The organism is Bacillus sp. CHD6a, from assembly GCF_001293645.1.
Classification (GTDB): domain Bacteria; phylum Bacillota; class Bacilli; order Bacillales; family Bacillaceae_I; genus Sutcliffiella_A.
In genome coordinates this window covers 1-20903 of sequence record NZ_LBMD01000004.1, presented here as the reverse complement: position 1 = coordinate 20903, position 20903 = coordinate 1, and the positions used below count along the sequence as shown (strand labels likewise).

The following is a 20903-nucleotide window of genomic DNA, read 5'->3' as shown; positions in this document are numbered from 1 at the left end:
CCCAAAAAAGAAGTGAGCCGTAGATTTCGGTAGGAGAGAAAGCGTCTCTACGCCCAAAAAAGAAGTGAGCCGTAGATTTCGGTAGGAGAGAAGGTGTCTCTAATTCCAAAAAAGAAGTGAGCCGGGAATTTCGGTAGGAGAGAAGGCGTCTCTAAGCCCGACATAGAAGTGAATTGGGAATTTCGGTAGGAGAGAAGACATCTCTAAGCCCAAAAAAGAAGTGAACCGTAGATTTCGGTAGGAGAGAAGGCGTCTCTACGCCCGAAAAAGAAGTGAGCCGTAGATTTCGGTAGGAGAGAAAGTGTCTCTGCGCCCCAAACAAAAGTGAACCGAAAATTTCGGTAGGAGAGAGCAACGAAATCAAGGCACAAAAAAACGCCAAGCCACCAAACTGGGAATCCAGTCGGGAGACTTGACGTCAACTATCATATTTTATTTTACACATGCAAGAAAGAGTAAACGCGATCCTCTTCTAACAGATTTCCAACATAGAATGCACCAAATTCACCGAAGCGTGCACTTACTTCGTCAAAGCGCATTTCATACACTAGCTTCTTGAATTGAAGTGCTTCGTCCGCAAATAAAGTTACGCCCCACTCGTAATCGTCGAATCCGACAGAACCAGTGATGACCTGCTTTACTTTTCCAGCATACTGACGGCCGATCATGCCGTGGCTGCGCATCATGCGGCGACGGTCTTCCATCGGCAGCATGTACCAGTTGTCTTCTCCGTTGCGGCGCTTGTCCATCGGGTAAAAGCAAACATGCTTCGCTTTTGGGAGTTCAGGGTATAGTCTAGCAAGGATTTGCGGGTTCTGATACGGGTCCTCGCCTTCTGGTAAGTAGTTGCTAAGCTCCACAATTGACACATAAGAGTGCACAGGGATTGTGTATTGAGCTAAAGTGGTTTTGTTAAATTCGTTTTCAATGTCATTCAACTCTTCCAACGTTGGACGTAGGAGCATCATCATAAAATCCGCTTTTTGACCCACGATGGAGTACAATGCGTGACTTCCATTTTTTTCTAACTGAACTGTGTTCCACTTTTCAACAAGTCCAAGGAATTCATTAATAGCCGTTTGGCGTTCTTCGCTAGAAAGTGTCTTCCAAAGGGCCCAATCTACCGTACGAAAATCATGGAGGCAATACCAGCCATCCAATGTTTGAGCTGCTTCACTCATTACAATCACTCCTTAACAAGATTGTCTATGTATCCTTCCTTACTATATCACAGTTTTGCCATGACTTCCTGTAAGTAAAACTCTGAAATTGTGAAAGCTTCATGAATAGGAAAGGTCAGCACAGATACAATAGTAGGGCATAGATGGAGCAGTTTTTTTAGAAAATAAAGACTTTTTTCTGAAAGCGATAACAATAGAGGGTACCGGTTGCTTTTCCATGTTGAAGGAGTATCCTAAACAATAGAAGCAAAAATAAAGCGGATTAAGGAGTGACCTTTGTGAGCGATTTATTTCAAACATTAAAAGACAAAGTAGCAGGAAAAGATATCAAAATTGTATTTCCAGAAGGAAACGACGAGCGTGTATTAACGGCAGTTGCACGTTTAGCGGCGGAAAACATGGTAAAACCAATTGTAGTGGGAGATTTGGACGAGATTAACGGACTTGCTTCCGAGTTGAAATTAACATTGGACGGCGTGGAAATTTATGATCCAAAATCATACGAAAACATGGATGAGCTTGTAGCGTCATTTGTAGAGCGTCGTAAAGGAAAAGCCACAGAAGAAGATGCACGAAAAATCTTGTTGAACCCGAATTATTTCGGCACAATGCTAGTACACGTTGACCGTGCGCAGGGACTTGTAAGTGGAGCGGCGCATTCAACGGCTGACACAGTGCGCCCAGCACTTCAAATTATTAAAACGAAAGAAGGCGTACGTAAAACATCTGGTGTGTTCATCATGGTCCGTAACGACGAGAAGTATGTATTCGCGGACTGCGCGATCAACATTTCTCCAGACAGCAACGACCTTGCAGAAATCGCTGTAGAAAGTGCGGCAACAGCGAACATGTTCGGCATTGAACCAAAAGTTGCGATGCTAAGCTTCTCTACAAAAGGATCTGCAAAATCTTCTGAAACAGAACGAGTAGTAGAAGCGGCGCGTATCGCTTCTGAACGAGCACCAGAACTTGTAGTCGACGGAGAATTCCAATTTGACGCAGCATTCGTGCCGTCTGTTGCGGAAAAGAAAGCACCAGGCTCTAAAATCCAAGGGGACGCAAACGTATTCGTATTCCCAAGCCTAGAAGCAGGAAACATAGGCTACAAAATTGCCCAACGCTTAGGAAACTTCGAAGCAGTAGGACCAATCCTACAGGGCCTCAACAAACCAGTAAACGACCTATCCCGCGGCTGCAGCGTAGAAGACGTCTACAAACTAGCACTAATCACAGCAGGACAAGCGGTAAACTAACAACAAAAATATATGTTCATCCCAAGCTCCAAAAAACAAAAAAAAAAGAGGTATGTGCTGTCAAAGCACATACCTCTTTTAAGTATTCGACGGAAGGAAGCAAAACCCTTTGGGGGTCTGACCCCCAAAAGGTATTTTTTTCTCCCAAAGCATGTATTATAATGCTAATGAAGCTTTTTAGTACGGAATTAAGAGGAGCATTAATAATTATGGTAGAACCAACAAAACCAATAGAACCAACAAAACCAACAGAATCAACAAAACCAATGTACACGCCTGCGTTGCAGTTGTTGAAGCAGCCGAGCTGGCGAATTATAGATCAGTCCTCATTAGGGACAAATTTTCATGCGTTGCAATCTTTTGCGATGGATGACACTTTATGCACCGCTGTTGGCAAAGGGGACAGCGGTGCTGCATGTCGGACATGGGTGCACCATAATACGGTCGTTTTAGGTATTCAAGACACACGCCTTCCTCATCTACAAGCAGGGATTGATTATCTGAATAGCCAAGGCTATGAGGTAATCGTCAGAAATTCAGGTGGACTTGCAGTTGTCCTTGACCAAGGAGTCCTCAACATTTCCCTTGTTTTTCCGGAAGGGGAGAAAGCAATTGATATTAACCGTGGGTATGATGCCATGTGGGAACTGACAAAGCATATGTTCCGGGATATGCCATACAACATGGAAGCCAAGGAAATTGTCGGTTCCTATTGTCCCGGCAGCTACGACCTTAGCATTGAAGATAAAAAGTTTGCAGGCATCTCTCAGCGCCGTATACGTGGGGGAGTGGCTGTTCAAATTTACTTATGCATCAACGGAAGCGGATCGGAGCGGGCAGAGATGATAGGAGAATTCTACAAACGCTCCCTTCAAGGCGAAACCACTAAATTTGCTTTTCCTACTATTGTGCCAGATGTGATGGCGTCCCTAACAGAACTGACAGGACAGGATCTATCTGTGCCAGATGTGATGATGCGCCTTCTGACCTCTCTGAAAGAGATAAGCGGGACTATCTTCGCCAACACCCTTCAAGGCCAAGAATTAGATTTGTACGAACAATACTACGCAAGAATCGTGGAACGAAACGAAAAAGTACTGGGAGAAAAGTAAAAGGGTCTGACCCCACTTTAACGCATTAACGTAAGTGGGGTCTGACCCCTTTTTTCTTTTTTATCTCTATTCCGCCAGTTTCTCCAGGTTACCGTTGCGGTCCATCATGAATTTGGATGGGACGTGTTCTTCTTCGTCGAAGAGGACTAGTTTGCGGGCTCGGTTCATGATTTTCATGAGTGTTTCGTAGTCTTCTTGGACGGTGACTTGCTCGTCTTGCAGTTTTTGGACGCGTTTTTCCAATTCGTTGTTGGCACGCGCAAGCTCGGCATTCTCTTTTACTAATCTCTCATTTTCTTGTTGTAGAGCACTAGTATGAACGTTTGAGTGTTTCATGGTTTGTAAGAAACTTATTACTTGCTCCATGGATAAAGAGGATCCCACGGCCATTCCCATGCTGCCACTACCGTAGCCTGCCAAAGTTGGTTGAGCTTTCAGTTCAGCTGCTCTTCTTTCCACTCTTGTCTGTGGAACATTCAGAGGCTGTTTGACCTCAAATGAGTCAAGCTGTCTTTCTTCCATCTGCTCCAACACAAACGGTAGTTCGTCATTCACCACCGTCTCAGGTGGCGTGTACAATAGCTTCTTCGTAGGCTGCCCAAGCGCACGCTGACGTTGTTTTCGCTGCTTTTTAGCAAGCTGCAGTGCCTTTTCATAATCATGGCGCACCACCGCGTTCCAGCGGAATCCACATGCAGCGGATGTGCGGTTCAATTTGTCGCCTACTTCTTCAAATGCATTCAACTGGGTGCTTCCTTCACGGACATGGCGCAGAACGGTTTCTGCTAGCAATAAATCATTTTCTTCAGACCAAGCATCTTGACGATCCTTCATATATAATCCAACTCCCTTATCTAATCATCGTTCTGTCTATATTTTTGACGGAGAAAAAAATATTTATACATATTCATAGAAAAAATTACTAGATTGTTATCTGTCAGTATTTCGCCAAGAATCTCATAGAAACGAACTTGCATTGTCCATGGATTCCCTGTAAAATACCTTTTAGCTAATGAACGATAAAGTGATTTCATTCACTTTTTGAATAGAAAGGGCTGTGTAGAACCATGGCAAATGAGTTTCGCATTTGTGATGACTGCGATGCTACCAACGTGAAAACCTTGATTCCAAAACTTAAAAAAGTGGACGAGGGCGCATGTGTGGAAGTGGGCTGTCAATCCTATTGCGGGCCGGGAAGAAAGAAGTCGTTTGCATTCGTAAACAACCGTCCTGTCTCCGCCCCAACAGAAGATGAACTAATTGAAAAAATAGTAAAAAAGCTAAAGAAATAAAAAATCGCCTCTGTATCCCTGCATAGGTGATTTTTTATTCGCCTTTTCTAGTAATAACAAGACTAAGTGCCGAAAAAGTAGGGTAAACCCTTAAGGAAGTTCCCCCTGGTTGTCGGAGTGTAGGGAGGCGGGAGGTAGCGGTAGACTCAGAGATCCTACAGTCAAAGCCGAGGAGGCTCAAGCATCGCCCTTAGGTTAAGCGAACACCCGGAACGAAGACTACCAGGAGTTATACTATTCACCCATTAATCCATCCTTTTCTTGTAAAATATTTACGATATAATAGAGTTAGATAAATATTATGCCGAAAATAAAGAGGTCAACGAAATGAGTTATGCAACCGAAAAACTGAGTGAAGAAAAGGTATTTAAAGACCCTGTACACAGATATGTCCATGTGCGTGACAGGGTCGTTTGGGATTTGATTGGGACAAGGGAATTTCAACGTTTGCGCCGAATCCGCCAGCTTGGTACCACCTATTTGACGTTCCACGGTGCGGAGCATAGCAGATTGAACCATTCATTGGGAGTATACGAAATTGTTCGCCGCATCATTGATGACGGGTTTGAGGGAAGACAGGACTGGAACCCGGATGATCGCCTTTTATGTCTTTGCGCTGCCTTGCTTCATGACTTGGGACATGGTCCTTTTTCCCATTCCTTTGAAAAGGTGTTCCACCTGGATCATGAAGATTTTACCCAAGCTATTATTCTCGGGGACACGGAAGTAAACGCAGTCCTTAAAAAAGTCCATAAGGATTTTCCAAAAGATGTGGCTGAGGTCATCGCAAAAACATATAAAAATAAATTGGTAGTCAGCATGATTTCCAGTCAGATTGATGCCGATCGTATGGACTACTTGCAGCGTGATGCATATTTTACCGGTGTCAGTTACGGGCATTTCGATATGGAGCGGATTCTGCGAGTTATGCGCCCGAGAGAAGATCAGGTTGTCATCAAATCTAGCGGGATGCATGCGGTGGAAGATTATATTATGAGCCGCTATCAGATGTACTGGCAGGTTTATTTTCACCCTGTCACAAGAAGTGCGGAAGTAATCTTGACGAAGATTCTGCACCGTGCGAAACAATTACACCAAGAAGGGTACAGCTTTAAGTATCATCCTGTTCATTTTTACTCCCTTTTTGAGGAAGAAATTTCAGTGGAGGACTACATAAAGCTTGATGAAGCAGTCATTATGTATTATTTTCAATCCTGGCAGGAAGAAGAAGATTCGATATTAAGTGACTTATGTCGACGATTTATGAACAGGAATTTGTTTAAATACGTCGAATTTAATCCTAATAAGCAAATGATGGACTTGATGGAACTGACAAGTCTTTTTAAGAAAGCGGGCATCGACCCTGCGTACTATCTAGTGGTGGACTCCTCGTCCGACCTGCCGTATGACTTTTACCGTCCGGGAGAAGAAGAGGAGCGCCTTCCGATTCACCTGCTTATGCCAAATGGGGATGTGCGTGAGCTATCGAGAGAATCTGAGATTGTGGATGCCATATCCGGCAAAAGAAGAACCGATCACAAGCTTTATTTTCCACAAGACATGCTAGAAGATTTATCGACGAAGAAAACGGCAAAGAAAAAAATCAGAGAGATACTAGGAATATAGGCAACGGATAAGGTTAGGAGATGAAAGGGTTTGTTGACAGATCACGCAAAATTAATGAAGGTGTTTGCATCTGCAGGTGAAGTCATTGGGAGAAAAAAGCTGCAGAAAATGGTGTATATAGCCAAAAAGCTAAACTACCCATTTTATGAAAAGTACAATTTCCATTTTTACGGACCATACTCGGAAGAAGTGACATTAAGAGTGGAAGAGCTCTGCAATCTCGGCTTTTTAAGCGAGCTGAAAGAGAACAAGGGTGGCTACTCGCAATATCGCTATTCGCTGACGGAAAATGGGGAGGAGTTTCTCACACACTACGACCTGGATATGCCGCATTTGAACGAGTGCATGACCAAGATGAATGAACAGAGCTCCCGCTTTTTAGAACTTGTTTCCACGGTGCTATTCTTTGAGAACCTGCCCCGTGAAGAGGTTAAGGAGAAAGTCTTTACGCTAAAAAGCAAGCAGCGATATACAGAGGACGAAGTGAACGAGGCTTACAACTATATTGAAAGCCTTCGTGCATGCATCACACAGTAATGGTGAGAAGCCCAAGAGGATGGTTGGATCCTTTTGGGCTTTTTTATATGCGAAAAAAATGCGAAAGTTACAATAAACTCTGAAAAAGTTACAATCATCACCTGAAAAGTTACAATCCCCCTCAAAAAAGTCACAATAACGGCGGAAAAAGTCACAATAACCAAAATCGCCCTCTCAAGAGGCAAAATTTTTTTCCATAGCCACACCCACAACGAGACAACAGGCTTACCTCCACCCAAAAAAGGGAATGCTATCTATAAAAAGCCGGCCAAAAAGGGGAGCAACATACATATGGAAAAGTGGACCTTAAGAGCAAGAAAAGAAATATGGTTTGTTCCAAGCCTTTACGCATTGGCAAGCCTTATTCTAACTGCAATTGTCATAACAGTAGACACCGTTTTTGGAGATTCGGTACAGAACTACCTGCCCAAACTATTTTTCACTAACGTCGACCTGAGCACCACCATCTTGAGCTCTATTGCGACCGCAATTCTCACGATGACGACCATTTCGTTTTCCACCATCATGGTGGTGCTGACCACCTATTCGAGTCAGTTTTCCCCGAGGACCCTACAAGATTTCATGACAGAAAAAGCAACATTACGCGTGCTGGGAGTGTTTGTCGGTTCTTTCATTTATACGGTGTTGTCCTTATTGTTCATGAAAGATTGGCTAGATGAAAAGCGAGTGTTGGCGTCAGGTGTGAGTGTCATTCTCGCTGTGATTTGTGTTGGATACTTTGTCTTTTTCATTCACCATGTCGCACGCTCCATCCAGGTCAGCAAGCTAATTGAGAGGTTAATGAAAGAAGGCCTTGCTACAGTAAAAAAGAAAAAGCTTCTCTATAAAGCTGAAAAAATACTTTTTGAAAAGCTGGAAGTTTCAGGGTCCTCTTTTCAAGAAAAAATGGAACTCACTCCCAAAGCCACTGGCTATGTGCAAGTCATCGATGCAGAAGGCTTGGCAGAAAAGGCGAAGGAGCAAGGTTTTCAGGTTGTTTTCAATAAACGCATTGGTGACTTTGTAACAGAACAAAGCGTGATCGCCATTGTTTATTTTACAAAAGAAAAACCAGAAGATGTGGACTTGACCTCTTTCATCGAGGTGGGAGAAGAGCGTACACCGCTACAGGACGGGGAGTTTGCCTTGCAAAAACTTGCGGAAGTGGCCTTACGGGCAATATCTCCTGGTATAAACGACCCTAATACCGCGAATAACTGCATTCGGTATATGGGCAGGCTGCTGATTGATTTTGGGGAGGTTGATTCAGAGACTATCACTTACCTGGATGAAGAGAAAGAAAAGCGGGTGACGATTCCACAAAGGACCTTTGAAGAAATCCTTTACACTGGTTTTTATCAGATTAGAATTTATGGAGAACGGGATATTTCGGTTGTACTCACAATTTTGGAGTGTCTGATCCTTATCGCTGAGGGAAGCAATCAGGAGATGAAGCAAAAAGTAAAAAACATGTGGGAGTTTTTAGTAGGAAGCATAAAAGAGGAATATTTCGAGCCGCTTGATATAAAAATGGTAGAGGAGAAGAAGAAAAAATTAAGTGATTTACTAAACGAATAAAGGGATTCGGAAGCATGTCTGAATCCCTCGCAACGTTTATTGGTCGCTTAATCGCTTGCCGCCAACTGCATAGTGGCCCTTTGTCATTTCTTCAATAAAGACGACGATTTTCTCTTCCGGTGCACCGGTTGTTTCGCTGACAGCAGCGGTCACTTTTTCTACCAACGCTTTTTTTTGTTCCTCACTGCGGCCTTCAAGCATCTTAACTGTTACATATGGCATCTTCAAATCACTCCTATGAATGTTTTTAACTCTCCCTAAATTATTGTATAATGATAAGAAAAGCGCAAGCAGCAGGATCGGTTTTGCCGCAGCGGCTATTTAATTGGCAAGGGGGCTAGAATATGGATCAGGAAAAAAAGAAAAAACCAATTGGCTTTAATATTATAAAAAATGACCCGACAGACGGGCACGGAGGATTTGGAATTGGGGCGCTCAGCCTTGATAATGTTTCACCTGTGTTTGTAGATGTGGAGGGTGGGGAAGCGTTTGTCGATATCGGCGCAATGCATGCCCGCAGTACGGTAGAGCGTGGGATTAAGTTTCTTCCCAACAAAGAGGACGTGCCAAACGGAAAACCTTACTGGCTTGTGTGGGTAACGATTGACCGCAAGCAGGAAGGGCCTTACTATGCAGGAGTGACAGCATGTGAAATGACGGTCGATCGTGAAATTCGTCGAGGCTACAAGTCCCTGCCGGAGCACGTAAATAAAATGGATAAGTCCATGAAACGCCACATCATGGTCGAACATATGGATGACCAGTCTAAAGCTATCTTGCAAAACTATTTGGAGTCTCATGACAGTGGAATGTGGGAACGAGCGTCCGATGACCTTAAAAATCAATTAGCAACAAACTAGTTTGTCAAGAGGATATCAAAAATAAAGATGTGACATTTTTTTGAATGTTCGACTCTACCTACTTGAGTTATTACGACAAAAAAAGTAAAATTAAACTCACATGTGTAGAACACATGGAAAGCTAGGACACCTAAAACCCCCGGGAGACATCCCGGGGGTTTTAACTTTTTTAGGATATTATTCCGATTTACCGTTGGTGGAGAAACCTATGTGGATAATCAGTTATGACAACCTCTACATCAGCTATTTTTAACAAATGGAATTCTTCCGGTGAATTTATGGTGAAAACTCGTAATGGAATGCCCATTTCCTTCACTTTTCTTCCCAGATCAGATTGTGCAAAAATAAATTCGCAATGAAGTGCGCCAACATCTAATGGTTCAATGAGACTCAGAATGTCTGTTGGAATCCCCTCAAATAGAAAAGCCGTCTCAACAGTAGGATCAAGCTGTTTTATTTTCAGTATACTATCACGATTAAAGGATGAAACAACCGCGCGTTCCTTCATCTCTTTTTTGGTAAGTAGTTGTAGCACCTTATCTTCAAGATCTGGATACTCCACGATGTCATTCTTTAGTTCGATATTAATTATCATAGATTGATCGTGATCTTTTAACAAATCTAAAACATCTTCAAGTAAGGGAATAGACTCTTGTGTAAATGCCGGGTCAAACCAACTTCCAGCATCATATTTTCGTAGATAATCCCACTCAAGATCCTTAACATAGCCAATTCCATCGGTTGTGCGATCAATTGTTTCATCATGAATGACTACTACCTGGCCATCCTTGGTTAGCTGAACATCTAATTCAATTCCGTGAGCACCCATTGCTACTGCGGCTTTAAACGCAGCCATGGTGTTCTCCGGGTATTCTCCACTTACTCCACGATGAGCGTATATTTTCATTTTTTCTTTCAACTGACATCCTCTTTTCCATGACGTAGTGAGATACATACTGTCTTGCGTTGCCGTTTATAAAGAAAGTTTTCTAAAAAACTAACCCTTGAAGCAATTTCTTCAAGGGCTAGGATTGGACTACATAAAATTAGTGACCCTGTTTTTTGTTCGCAATTTCCAACGCTCGGTTTGTTTCTTCTGCTGCCTTATCCAGTGCTTCTTGAGGATCCATACCTTGATATAGATTTTCCATTGCCGTTACGACCTTTTGTCTAGATTCAGGGAAGACAGAAATGAGTGCTCCTTGTGTTGCTGTACTTGCTTTTGTGTCACGTAATTGATCGACCGTCACTTTTAGTTGAGGGTACTTTTCCCACTCTTTTTTGACGATGTCTTGTTCATAGGCTGCTGGATTAATGGCAAAGTAACCTGTTTTCACATGCCATTCTGCTTGAACCTCAGGTGTAGTAAGATACTTCATAAACTCCCATGCTGCTTTTTGCTTTGCTTCATCAATGCCACTAGACATCCATATAGAAGCTCCACCGATAATCACCCCTTGACGATCGGTTTTTTCAGGAACCGGCAGATAAGATACACCAACTTCAAAATCAGCATTATCAACAATAGTTTTAACACCAGCTGAACTATCTAAGTACATCGCAACTTTTTCCGATTGGAAAGCAGCACGAATGTCATCCCAATTTTGTCCAACATTATAGAATGTTCCTTCTTTATACATATCATTAATAAGGTTAAATACATTAAGGCCCATCTCATCATTGAATGTTGCTTCTTTTGCATTTCCATTACGACCATTCTCATTATCTACATAATGACCACCTTGTGCAGCAAGCATCTCTTCAAAGAACCAGCCATAATTCAAGATGGAGAAGCCATACTGACTCGTCGTTCCGCTTTTAGATTTTGTTAGTTTTTTGGCAGCATCCATTAGTTCGTTGTAGGTCATAGGTGCTTGATCAGCATCTAAACCAGCTTCTTTAAATGCATCTTTGTTGTAAATAAGAACAGGAGTAGAAGAGTTGAATGGCATGGAATATTGCTCACCATCCACGGAATAATAATTGGAAATATTCTTCTCCCATTGACTTGTATCATAGTTATCTTCGTCGATAAATTTTTGCACTGGCTGAACATGTCCACTATCAATCATATACTTTGTTCCTACCTCAAAGGTTTGCATGATCGTTGGAGCATCCTCTGTACCAGCCACTGTGTTAAACTTTGTTAAAGCTTCTTCATACGTACCTTGGAAAACTGGAGTAACTTCAATTTCATCTTGTGATTCATTATAGTCTGTCACGATATCCTTTAATACCGTTTCCAGATCTCCACTCATTGCGTGCCAAAATACCACTTCTTGTTTTCCAGATGCAGTTCCTTCCGCTTCAGCTTCTTTCCCAGAAGTATTAGAATTAGAACATGCACCCAATAATAATAAAAATAAAGCGGATAATAAGAGTAAGGCTTTTCTTTGCATTGCTAGTTCCTCCTTTTGTTTTCATATCTTTTTTGTACTAAAGTGTGACAAAGTGACCACTGCCACTACAAAACATAAAATCTACTTCAAGGCACCTTGTGTTAACCCTTTTTGTAATTGTTTTTGACCTAAGAATAATAGGATTAGTGTCGGAAGAATGACGACTACAACCGCTGCCATCACCACCCCCCATTCTGTAGATATCTCTTGTGATTGAAGCTGTTTCAAACCAATTTGAACCGTTCGGACACGTTCATTATTTGTTACAAGCAAAGGCCATAGATACATGTTCCAGGTCGATAAAAAACTATAAATGCCTAGAGTGATCAAGCTTGATTTGGAAACAGGTAAGACAATGTTCCAAAAAAAGCGAAATCGAGATATTCCAGCAATTTGCGATGCTTCATATAGCTCTTTAGGAATCGTTTTATATTGCTGCCTTAGTAAAAAAGTTCCAAAGGCCAATGCGAAAAACGGGATGGTTAAACCAGAATAGGTATTGAGCCAGCCTAACTTTTGAATGGTTAAAAAATTTGGAACCATGGTGGCTTCCCAAGGAATCATCATCGTAGAAATAAAGAGAAAGAAGATGATTTCCCTTCCCTTGAATGAAATAAAGACAAACGCATATGCCGCAAGACTCGATACGAATAACTGTCCGATCATCACAACAGTCGACACGTAGAAGCTATTCAGTAAGTATTGAAAGAGAGGCATCTTATCAAATGCTTTTTGGTAGTTTGCAAGAGTAAACGTGTCTGGAATCAAGTTCCCTCTGAGTACTTCTCCCCCTTGCATGAAACTAATCATGAAGGCGTAAAAAATAGGAAACATCATAAACGATGCGGATAAGATCAAAATGGTATATAGTGTGAATTTCTTAAAAAGGGTCATTGATAATGCACCTTCCGTTCCCCTAGCTTAAATTGAAGTATGGTAACGACTAAAATACAGAAAAATAGAATCGTTGCTTGGGCGCTTGCCGAGCCAATGTTGAAATTAATAAAAGCATCTTTATAGATCGAATACACGATGACATTCGTTGATTCCACGGGACCGCCTTTCGTCAAAATGTCAATTTGCCCAAAGGTTTGAAAGGCATTGATTAAAGACACAGTAATAACAAAGAACAGGGTTGGAGATAACATCGGAATCGTAATTTTTCGAAGTTTATACAAATAACTAACTCCTGTAATATCCGCGTTCTCATAAAGGTGCTCATCAATGTTTTGTAAACCGCCTAATAGAATAAGAAATGCAAAGCCAGTATTCATCCAGATTGTTGATAGCGCAACAGACATAAGAGCATACCTAGGATCTAAAAGCCATTGAATCTCTGGTCCTCCAAGTGAGCTGATGAATGTAGTTAATATCCCAATGGAAGGGTTATACATGAACATCCAAATAACAGATGAGGCTGCCACACTCATTCCCATCGTCGAGGAAAATAATGTTCGAAACACACCGATTCCTTTTAATTTTTCATTTGCAATCACTGCCAAAAACAACGCTAAGACCACACCTACAGGTACGGTGTAGAGAACAAATAAGATTGTCGCTTTCAAACTTTGTTGAAAGGCAGTCGACTGTAGCAAATAAGTGAAGTTTTCAAAACCAACAAATGTAATGGGAACCCCTTGTCCATCTGTTAAGAAAAAACTTAAGTATAATGTGCGTAGCATCGGATAAAAAAGGAAAATTCCAAATAAGACGATGGAGGGCAATAAATAAAGTAACCCAACTACAAAATTTGGGACGGGCCTTTTATAAGCAACAGCAGGGGTAGCCGAGTTTATGGAAGATGTTGTTTGATTTGACAGACTACTCATAAAACAGCCTCCTTTATGGATGATTTCTCCTCATTAGTGGATTGATGAAAGATGCAATCTCCATTTTCTGTGTTAAAAATAAACATATTTTCTTCTGGGATGAATAGCGGCACCTTATCACCAATGTCGATTTTCCATTGGCCGTTCCATTTTGCAATCCACTGTTTTTGTCCCACTTCAAATGTGATAAGGGTTTCTGTGCCAAGAACCTCTACATTCACCACATCGGCAAAAAAGCTTATCTGTCCTTTTTTAGCGAGCGCTATGTTCTCTGGACGAACGCCAATTGTTACTTGTGTATGGGAAGAAAGATGCTCGTTCATTTCTTGACTTAATTGGATAGAGCGGTTGTCAGCCAGTAAAAGGGAATGCTCTTGCACTTCCACGTCTAATAAATTCATCGGTGGTGAGCCAATAAAGGAAGCAACAAACGTATTCGCAGGATGATTATAGATATCTAAAGGATGTCCTACTTGTTGAACTTCACCGTTGTGTAAGATCATCATGCGATCAGCCATGGTCATCGCCTCTGTCTGATCATGGGTAACATAAATCATCGTAATTCCTAATTTACGTTGAATTTGCCTGATCTCTGACCGCATCTTTGCTCGAAGCTTTGCATCTAAATTGGATAAGGGCTCATCCATTAAGCAGATAGGAGCCTGCGTCACAATCGCCCTGGCTAGAGCCACACGTTGACGTTGTCCACCAGATAGCTGCCTTGGCTTTCTGTCTAATAACTCGGACAATCCAAGCATTTCTGCAGTTTCCATGCACCTTGCTACTTGTTCCTTTTTGGAAATCTTTTTCGTATGAAGCCCAAAGATAATGTTTTGCTTCACAGATAAATGAGGGTACAAAGCGTAGTTTTGGAACACCATGGATAAGTTTCGTTGACTTGGTAAATGTTTCGTTACATTTTGTTCACCGATGAAAAGATCTCCACTTGAAATCCCCTCAAGACCCGCAATCATCCTTAGCATCGTACTTTTCCCACAGCCTGAAGGCCCTACTAATACAAAAAATTCACCAGGCTCAATGTTCACATCTATTTCTTGTATAACGTTGGTCTTTCCGTCGTAAGTTTTTGTTACACTTTTCAATTCAACACGCTTCATTATTCCATCATCCTTTATCAAATTTGTTCTTGTTCTACCGTTTGGGATTGGACCTGCCAAAACCTCGGCTTTCCTGTTGATACGGCAATTGCTCCACTTTGAATTGCATCATCTATTTGTTGGTTGTGTTGAATTAATCCGCCTGTAATAATGGGGAGATTTGTTTTTCGTTTCAGTTTCACAATCATTTCAGGCATAAGAGCAGGCATTATTTCGAGCGCATGCGGTTGGATAGTGTTGACTGCTTTCAACCCGTTCTTTACTGCCTCTGTATCTACTAAAAATAATCGTTGTATGGTTAACAATCCTTCTTTTTTCGCCAGTTGGATCAGGGAGCTTTTCGTTGTGACAATGCCGGTAGGTTGCACGTATTTTGCAATAAACTTCAACCCTTCCCGGTCAAAACTAACGCCAGGTATTTTCTCTAAATGTAAAAATACAAAACGATTGTGTTTTTTAAGCAAATCAACATATCGTTTAATGACACTAATATTTCCTACTAAAAGAAAAGCACATTGAATGTCTGACTCTATGAATTGATCTAGGCTTTTCGTATCTTTAATGGATGCAATCATACGGTCATGATTTAATCTTTGAATAAATTCTTCTTGAAGGCTCATCTTATTCACTTCCTCTTGATAGGGCTTATATTCTGGGTGAAAAATAAAAAAACCATAAAAAAACACAGGAGTTACTATATCTACTAGTACACCTATTTCTTTTTATGGTTTCTCATCTTCACAACCTAACTGCTATTCACTTGTTTTGCTCTAACGTCATATTACTATCGGATTTTTAAGCCAGTGTGAAGGATTTGTTTAGTTTCATAAAGATAATGTTGATATTGTTAAATTTTTCACATTCAGTAGAAGTCCTCTTGTGTGGATTAATTCGGTTTGATAAGGGAGCACTGACATTTTAGAATAGGAATCATACTTTCGATAGATTTAGTATGGAAAATATGTCAATAACACGGGTAATTCAAACTAGAAGGAGAGTCATAGAAGGTAAAAATTCTGTTTCAGTAGTTTTCATTTGTTACATTTTACACCCTGTCGTTTGCTTCAAACAAAGAAGACTCTTTGCAAATAGCGAAGAGTCGTTTTTTAGGGGTACCTAAGTTTTTAACCTATCAAAAGTGCTACATCCAAGGCACAAATCGTTTCCACCATTTTTTATTTTCTTCTTTTGGTTGTTCTTCAGGAACTGGTTCGTCTTCCTTTATATCTTCTAGATGCGTCATGCAGTATTCGGTTGGTTCAGTACCTTTAATATAATAGCTTAGCCTTGAAACCGGGCAGTCGCTTGTGGCCAGAAGACCGCTCTCTGGGTTAACCTGTACTCCGACAACTCCTTCAGTTGGTGCAAATGCCACAACAGATTTATTGTCGAGCGCGCGCTCCATGAATCCTGCCCATAAATTTTTTGCATAGTGTTTTTCCGCCCAAAGCGTAATGGATTGATCACGATCATAGCCTGTCCAGACAGCACTGACCAACTGGGGAGTGTACCCAATCATCCAGCTGTCCGTTTCTGTGGACCCTGATTTTCCAGCATAAGGCCTTGTCAGCTTGTCAAGAATCGCATTCCCAGTTACGGCCATATAGCCGTTCAAGGCCGGATCGAACATTCCAGTCATCATATGATTTAGGACAAATGTTACATCTGGATCAAGTAATTGCTTCGTTTCTTTTTCACGCTCAAAAAGGATTTCGCCCTTGTAATTCACTACTTTCTCAATAAAAACAGGCTTCACTTCTTTTCCACCATTTGCAAAAACACTGTAGGCATTCGCCATGTCTAGCACCCGGACAGGGGAGGTACCTAATGCAAGAGAAGGGACATCCTTTATTTTAGATTGTATTCCAAGTGCTTTAGCCTGTTTGGTCAATTCCTTTTCGCCAAGCAGCAAGTGTGTTTTTACCGCATAGACATTATCGGATAATGGCAAAGCCTGCATCATCGTCAGCACATCATTCGCATAGTAATTATTAAAGTTATGCGGCGTGTATTGCGAGCGGCCGTTATCGACTTCAAAGGTTGTCACTTCACTTCTAAAGCCGGTAGATGGAGTGAATCCTTGCTCAAGCGCTCGGTAATACAGTAGCGGCTTAAACGTCGAACCCGGCTGTCTTTCTGCCTGTGTTACCCGGTTGTACGGGCTTTCTTCGTAATTTCTTCCCCCTACAAGCGCAAGCACTCTCCCCGTTTTTGGATCCATTGAAACGAACCCAACCTGCATATCAGACTCCGGAGCGAACGTTTTCTCCACTTCCTCTTCGGCAATAGCCTGGAGAGTAGGATCTAACGTTGTATAAATGTGAAGCCCGCCCATTTCTAATTCTTTTTGCAGACCCAGCACATTTCTAATCTCTGCACGAACAGCATCTTGAAAATAAGGGGCCATAAACTCTTTTGGCAGATGCTCACGGTTTCCGTATGTGAGGGGTTGTGCGAGTGCATCTTCCGCTTCCTTTTTTGTAAGAGAGCCGTTTTCTACCATCGAATGCAAGACAATTTCCTGTCTTTGTCGTGCCCGCTCGCTATCGGCGTAAGGTGAAAAGACGCTTGGACCTTTCGGAATACCTGCAAGCATGCTCGCTTCCGATAATGTCAGCTCTTTCGCAGGTTTGTTAAAATAGTAGTAAGATGCCGATTCAATCCCATAAGCGCCATGACCGTAGTAAATCGTATTCAAATAGCCTTCAAGAATCTCTTCTTTTGAATAATTAGCCTCAATCCTAATGGTATAAAGGGCTTCGTCCCATTTTCGCTTCCACGTTTTATCATGAACAAGAAAAAGATTACGGGCATATTGCTGCGAAATAGTACTAGCTCCTTGAACCTTTGCACGAGCCTTAATATCAGCAAGGATGGCACCACCGATTCGCTTCGGGTCAAACCCGTGATGGGTAAAAAAACGCCTGTCTTCCACCGCCACTGTCGCATCCACTAAATAAGGAGATATGTCCTCAAGCCCTACCCAGTAACGCTTCTCGCCACTATGAGCCTCTCCAATAATGGAACCGTCCTTGCTGTAGAAAATCGACGATTGCGTAACAGAAAGGGGAGGAGCACCCTTGGATTTCGCATAAATCCAAACTCCGCCAATTAAAAGAAAGAAAGAGATTGATAGGATAATTCCAATAAAAAACATCGCACGAATATATTTAATAACCTGCTGAAACCGGTCGTTTGTCATTAATTCCATCTTTTTTAACCCCCTTTACCTATGACCTCTATCTAATGAAACTTTCTAGTGAAATACCTAAGTTGATTGCAGTGGAAGGCGCGTAGACTTCCGCGGTGTTTATAAAAAAACTAAAATCAAGACTTTTTCAGTGGCCTCAGGCTTGCCGAGGGACTCCTGGACCGCCCGCAGAAAAGCGTAACGCCTGGAACGGAAAGTAACCGTTTAAACGAACATATATCTTCATTCATAAAAAAAGATTTTATTTTCTAGTATGAAATTCTTTGAACCTTTTTAAACATTTACAGAAAAATAAATTTTCCACTTGAATTTTTGCTAGATTCATCTATACTTTTTTCTTGATGATTAGAAAAGTGGAGGCGGTTGCTTTTTGGCCGAAGAAGCAAGAAATCCCGACAAAACCAATGTTTCATTTTTCATCGATAGGGAACGATAGAAACGAGCATTTACGATAGAAACTAACGCTTATGGCCGCAAGATAGAGAGTACATTTAATGTTGGAAGGGAATGTTGTACAAAATGGAATTATGGTACACAGAATATCAAACAAAAAACTTCGGAATCACAGCGAAAATTAAACGCACTTTACATACAGAGCAGACGGAATTCCAAAAGCTTGATATGGTAGAAACAGAAGAGTTCGGCAACATGCTTATCTTGGACGGCATGGTTATGACAACACAAAAAGACGAGTTCGTTTATCACGAAATGGTGGCACACGTGCCATTGTTCACGCACCCGAACCCTGAAAACGTGTTGGTAGTAGGAGGAGGAGACGGCGGTGTTATCCGTGAAGTCCTTAAGCACCCAAGCGTGAAAAAAGCGACACTTGTTGAGATTGACGGAAAAGTAATTGAGTACTCTAAAAAATACCTTCCTGAAATTGCAGGAGAACTTGAAAACGAGCGTGTGGAAGTAAAAGTTGGCGACGGCTTCATGCATATTGCAGAAAGCGAAAACGTGTATGACGTTATCATGGTCGACTCCACAGAACCAGTAGGACCAGCTGTAAACCTATTTACTAAAGGCTTCTACGCAGGAATTTCTAAAGCATTAAAAGAAGACGGCGTATTTGTAGCGCAAACGGACAACCCATGGTTCACACCGGAATTAATCACAAACGTTCAACGTGACGTACGTGAAATCTTCCCGATCACGCGCCTATACATCGCAAACATCCCAACTTACCCAAGTGGCATGTGGACATTCACAATCGGATCCAAAAAACACGATCCACTGGAAGTAAGCGAAGACCGCTTCCACGAAATCGACACAAAATACTACACAAAAGACCTGCACAAAGCAGCATTCGCCCTACCTAAATTTGTAGCGGATTTAGTGAAGTAATAAGGTAGAGAGATAAAGAGGGGTCTGACCCTCACTGCGGTACAGCTATAAAGTTATAGAGAACTAAAGAGGGGTCTGACCCTCAGCGCGTTAAAGCGCTAAGGGTCAGACCCCTTAAAATAAATATAAATCACATATGAGGGACGAAAGTGAGATATGTCATCTTTTAACTGTTTTACCTGTTGATAGAAGTGCAGGGTGTGAGACTCCTCGAAAATGCTGTGCATTTTCTTCGGGCTATGGGTCGCTGTTGAAACCTGCCATGTGTCCTAAGGGAGGATGACAGGGGAGACTCCTGAAGCGTTGTGAGGAGGCTCCCGGACTGCCCGTGGAAAGGGTACACCCCGAACGGAAATCAACAGGAAGTTGACTAATTTACATCATTTTCTTGAAACTATCCCCTCACTCCAAGGAGGAAACCACCCATGCGTTTTGATGAAGCATATTCAGGCAACGTATTTATTAAAAGCCACCCAAGCTTTGAAGATAGCCAAGCAGTAATCTACGGCATGCCGATGGATTGGACAGTAAGTTACCGTCCAGGATCCCGCTTCGGCCCGTCCCGTATCCGCGAAGTATCCATCGGACTAGAAGAATACAGCCCGTACCTAGACCGCGAGTTAGAAGAAGTAAAATACTTTGATGCTGGCGACATCCCATTGCCATTCGGTAACCCACAAAAAAGCATCGAAATGATAGAAGAATACATCGACAGCCTTTTAGAAAAAGATAAGTTCCCACTTGGTATGGGCGGAGAGCATCTTGTATCATGGCCTGTCATCAAGGCAATGTACAAAAAGTATCCGGACCTTGCTATCATCCACATGGACGCACACACTGATCTTCGTGACGACTATGAAGGTGAGCCGCTTTCCCACTCCACACCAATTAAGAAAGCAGCAAACCTAATCGGCCCGACGAATGTGTATTCATTCGGAATCCGTTCCGGTATGAAGGAAGAGTTCAAATGGGCGAAAGAAGTGGGCATGCACATCTCCAAGTTCGAGGTGCTTGAGCCATTAAAAGAAATTCTTCCGACACTTGCTGGCCGTCCGGTTTATGTAACGATCGACATCGATGTTCTTGACCCTGCGCACGCACCAGGTACAGGAACGGTGGATTGCGGCGGCATCACATCCCGTGAGTTGCTTGCATCCATCCATGCGATTGCAGGTTCCGATGTGAACGTGGTTGGGGCTGATTTGGTTGAAGTTGCACCTATATATGACGCTTCCGAGCAAACTGCCAACACAGCAAGCAAGCTGATCCGTGAAATGATTTTAGGTTGGGTAAAATAAGCATTGTATATGTGGCTCTGTTTTTTAAGTACTTGCGAGAGTGCTTGGGGAACAGGGCTTTTTATGTGTTGGCAGGTTCTATATGACCAAAGAAGGTGGGATTATAGATGAACGGTCTAAAAGGGAGGTCCTATTTGCCCGAAGGATGAGGAAAACGAGGGGGGACTGTCTGATAGAATGCTCCTATAAGCCCGAAGTCCAAAGAAAACCAGGGAAACTGTCCAATAGACCGCTTCTCTACGCCCGAAGTCCAAGGAAATCA

General features: G+C 42.1%; 19 protein-coding genes. 9 read left to right on the top strand and 10 right to left on the bottom strand.

The features are described 5' to 3' along the window. Positions 1–437: 437 nt before the first annotated feature. Entirely contained in the window at positions 438–1181 is a 744-nt protein-coding gene (hemQ, locus tag AAV98_RS06080; RefSeq protein ID WP_060664677.1) for a hydrogen peroxide-dependent heme synthase, read from the bottom strand. Positions 1182–1459: 278 nt separating this feature from the next. Here hemQ and pta point away from each other — a divergent pair, with 278 nt between their 5' ends. Further along, entirely contained in the window at positions 1460–2434 is a 975-nt protein-coding gene (gene pta / locus AAV98_RS06075) for a phosphate acetyltransferase (RefSeq protein WP_060664676.1), read from the top strand. Positions 2435–2700: 266 nt separating this feature from the next. Further along, positions 2701–3546: a lipoate--protein ligase family protein gene (locus tag AAV98_RS06070; protein ID WP_060664680.1), complete on the top strand. Its 846-nt coding sequence runs from the start codon at positions 2701–2703 to the stop codon at positions 3544–3546. A 66-nt stretch (positions 3547–3612) separates the two neighbouring features. Here AAV98_RS06070 and AAV98_RS06065 read toward each other — a convergent pair whose 3' ends face one another. After that, positions 3613–4380: an RsfA family transcriptional regulator gene (locus tag AAV98_RS06065; RefSeq protein ID WP_060664675.1), complete on the bottom strand. Its 768-nt coding sequence runs from the start codon at positions 4378–4380 to the stop codon at positions 3613–3615. 233 nt (positions 4381–4613) lie between these two features. On the opposite strand from AAV98_RS06065, the gene AAV98_RS06060 reads away from it, so the two are divergent. From AAV98_RS06060 to AAV98_RS06045, 4 genes are all read left to right on the top strand, one after another. Next, positions 4614–4838 (top strand): DUF1450 domain-containing protein, encoded by a 225-nt coding sequence (locus AAV98_RS06060; RefSeq protein ID WP_060664674.1) that lies wholly within the window; start codon positions 4614–4616, stop codon positions 4836–4838. Positions 4839–5165: 327 nt separating this feature from the next. Next, complete coding sequence (locus AAV98_RS06055) at positions 5166–6464, top strand: HD domain-containing protein (RefSeq protein WP_060664673.1); 1299 nt, start codon at positions 5166–5168, stop codon at positions 6462–6464. Between the two features lie 30 nt (positions 6465–6494). Further along, positions 6495–7001, top strand: coding sequence for a YwgA family protein (locus AAV98_RS06050; RefSeq protein WP_060664672.1), 507 nt, complete (start codon positions 6495–6497; stop codon positions 6999–7001). 291 nt (positions 7002–7292) lie between these two features. Next, positions 7293–8579, top strand: a complete 1287-nt coding sequence (locus tag AAV98_RS06045) for a DUF2254 domain-containing protein (protein ID WP_060664671.1) — start codon at positions 7293–7295, stop codon at positions 8577–8579. 36 nt (positions 8580–8615) lie between these two features. Here the strand turns inward: AAV98_RS06045 and AAV98_RS06040 are convergent, their stop codons facing one another. Next, on the bottom strand, positions 8616–8822 hold the full coding sequence (locus AAV98_RS06040; RefSeq protein ID WP_269433439.1) for a 2-hydroxymuconate tautomerase: 207 nt from the start codon (positions 8820–8822) through the stop codon (positions 8616–8618). A 101-nt stretch (positions 8823–8923) separates the two neighbouring features. On the opposite strand from AAV98_RS06040, the gene AAV98_RS06035 reads away from it, so the two are divergent. Continuing rightward, positions 8924–9439: a YwhD family protein gene (locus AAV98_RS06035; protein ID WP_060664669.1), complete on the top strand. Its 516-nt coding sequence runs from the start codon at positions 8924–8926 to the stop codon at positions 9437–9439. Between the two features lie 187 nt (positions 9440–9626). On the opposite strand, the gene AAV98_RS06030 is transcribed toward AAV98_RS06035, so the two are convergent. From AAV98_RS06030 to AAV98_RS06000, 7 genes are all read right to left on the bottom strand, one after another. Next, positions 9627–10358: a glycerophosphodiester phosphodiesterase gene (locus tag AAV98_RS06030; RefSeq protein ID WP_156317660.1), complete on the bottom strand. Its 732-nt coding sequence runs from the start codon at positions 10356–10358 to the stop codon at positions 9627–9629. A 127-nt stretch (positions 10359–10485) separates the two neighbouring features. After that, on the bottom strand, positions 10486–11838 hold the full coding sequence (locus AAV98_RS06025; protein WP_060664668.1) for an ABC transporter substrate-binding protein: 1353 nt from the start codon (positions 11836–11838) through the stop codon (positions 10486–10488). Between the two features lie 81 nt (positions 11839–11919). Then, positions 11920–12732, bottom strand: a complete 813-nt coding sequence (locus tag AAV98_RS06020; RefSeq protein ID WP_060664667.1) for a carbohydrate ABC transporter permease — start codon at positions 12730–12732, stop codon at positions 11920–11922. Continuing rightward, complete coding sequence (locus AAV98_RS06015) at positions 12729–13667, bottom strand: carbohydrate ABC transporter permease (protein ID WP_082380794.1); 939 nt, start codon at positions 13665–13667, stop codon at positions 12729–12731. The genes AAV98_RS06020 and AAV98_RS06015 overlap by 4 nt, the downstream gene beginning before the upstream one ends. Further along, positions 13664–14785: an ABC transporter ATP-binding protein gene (locus tag AAV98_RS06010; RefSeq protein WP_060664666.1), complete on the bottom strand. Its 1122-nt coding sequence runs from the start codon at positions 14783–14785 to the stop codon at positions 13664–13666. Before AAV98_RS06010 ends, AAV98_RS06015 begins: the two co-directional genes overlap by 4 nt. 17 nt (positions 14786–14802) lie before the next feature. Continuing rightward, positions 14803–15405, bottom strand: a complete 603-nt coding sequence (locus AAV98_RS06005; protein WP_060664665.1) for a glycerol-3-phosphate responsive antiterminator — start codon at positions 15403–15405, stop codon at positions 14803–14805. Between the two features lie 521 nt (positions 15406–15926). Continuing rightward, the gene (locus AAV98_RS06000) at positions 15927–17996 is read right to left on the bottom strand and encodes a transglycosylase domain-containing protein (protein ID WP_060664664.1); all 2070 of its coding nucleotides are present in this window, start codon (positions 17994–17996) and stop codon (positions 15927–15929) included. Positions 17997–18515: 519 nt separating this feature from the next. On the opposite strand from AAV98_RS06000, the gene speE reads away from it, so the two are divergent. Both speE and speB read left to right on the top strand, forming a co-directional pair. Continuing rightward, positions 18516–19343, top strand: coding sequence for a spermidine synthase (gene speE, locus AAV98_RS05995; RefSeq protein ID WP_010197498.1), 828 nt, complete (start codon positions 18516–18518; stop codon positions 19341–19343). Positions 19344–19768: 425 nt separating this feature from the next. Next, positions 19769–20641: an agmatinase gene (gene speB, locus AAV98_RS05990; RefSeq protein WP_060664663.1), complete on the top strand. Its 873-nt coding sequence runs from the start codon at positions 19769–19771 to the stop codon at positions 20639–20641. Positions 20642–20903 lie beyond the last annotated feature (262 nt).

What these genes read in the sequence shown, in the direction of transcription:
- hemQ (WP_060664677.1), bottom strand. Translation starts at nt 1,181, where the DNA reads ATGAGTGAAGCAGCTCAAACATTGGATGGCTGGTATTGCCTCCATGAT.
- AAV98_RS06070 (WP_060664680.1), top strand. Translation starts at nt 2,701, where the DNA reads ATGTACACGCCTGCGTTGCAGTTGTTGAAGCAGCCGAGCTGGCGAATT.
- AAV98_RS06065 (WP_060664675.1), bottom strand. Translation starts at nt 4,380, where the DNA reads ATGAAGGATCGTCAAGATGCTTGGTCTGAAGAAAATGATTTATTGCTA.
- AAV98_RS06060 (WP_060664674.1), top strand. Translation starts at nt 4,614, where the DNA reads ATGGCAAATGAGTTTCGCATTTGTGATGACTGCGATGCTACCAACGTG.
- AAV98_RS06055 (WP_060664673.1), top strand. Translation starts at nt 5,166, where the DNA reads ATGAGTTATGCAACCGAAAAACTGAGTGAAGAAAAGGTATTTAAAGAC.
- AAV98_RS06045 (WP_060664671.1), top strand. Translation starts at nt 7,293, where the DNA reads ATGGAAAAGTGGACCTTAAGAGCAAGAAAAGAAATATGGTTTGTTCCA.
- AAV98_RS06035 (WP_060664669.1), top strand. Translation starts at nt 8,924, where the DNA reads ATGGATCAGGAAAAAAAGAAAAAACCAATTGGCTTTAATATTATAAAA.
- AAV98_RS06025 (WP_060664668.1), bottom strand. Translation starts at nt 11,838, where the DNA reads ATGCAAAGAAAAGCCTTACTCTTATTATCCGCTTTATTTTTATTATTA.
- AAV98_RS06020 (WP_060664667.1), bottom strand. Translation starts at nt 12,732, where the DNA reads ATGACCCTTTTTAAGAAATTCACACTATATACCATTTTGATCTTATCC.
- AAV98_RS06015 (WP_082380794.1), bottom strand. Translation starts at nt 13,667, where the DNA reads ATGAGTAGTCTGTCAAATCAAACAACATCTTCCATAAACTCGGCTACC.
- AAV98_RS06010 (WP_060664666.1), bottom strand. Translation starts at nt 14,785, where the DNA reads ATGAAGCGTGTTGAATTGAAAAGTGTAACAAAAACTTACGACGGAAAG.
- AAV98_RS06005 (WP_060664665.1), bottom strand. Translation starts at nt 15,405, where the DNA reads ATGAGCCTTCAAGAAGAATTTATTCAAAGATTAAATCATGACCGTATG.
- AAV98_RS06000 (WP_060664664.1), bottom strand. Translation starts at nt 17,996, where the DNA reads ATGGAATTAATGACAAACGACCGGTTTCAGCAGGTTATTAAATATATT.
- speE (WP_010197498.1), top strand. Translation starts at nt 18,516, where the DNA reads ATGGAATTATGGTACACAGAATATCAAACAAAAAACTTCGGAATCACA.
- speB (WP_060664663.1), top strand. Translation starts at nt 19,769, where the DNA reads ATGCGTTTTGATGAAGCATATTCAGGCAACGTATTTATTAAAAGCCAC.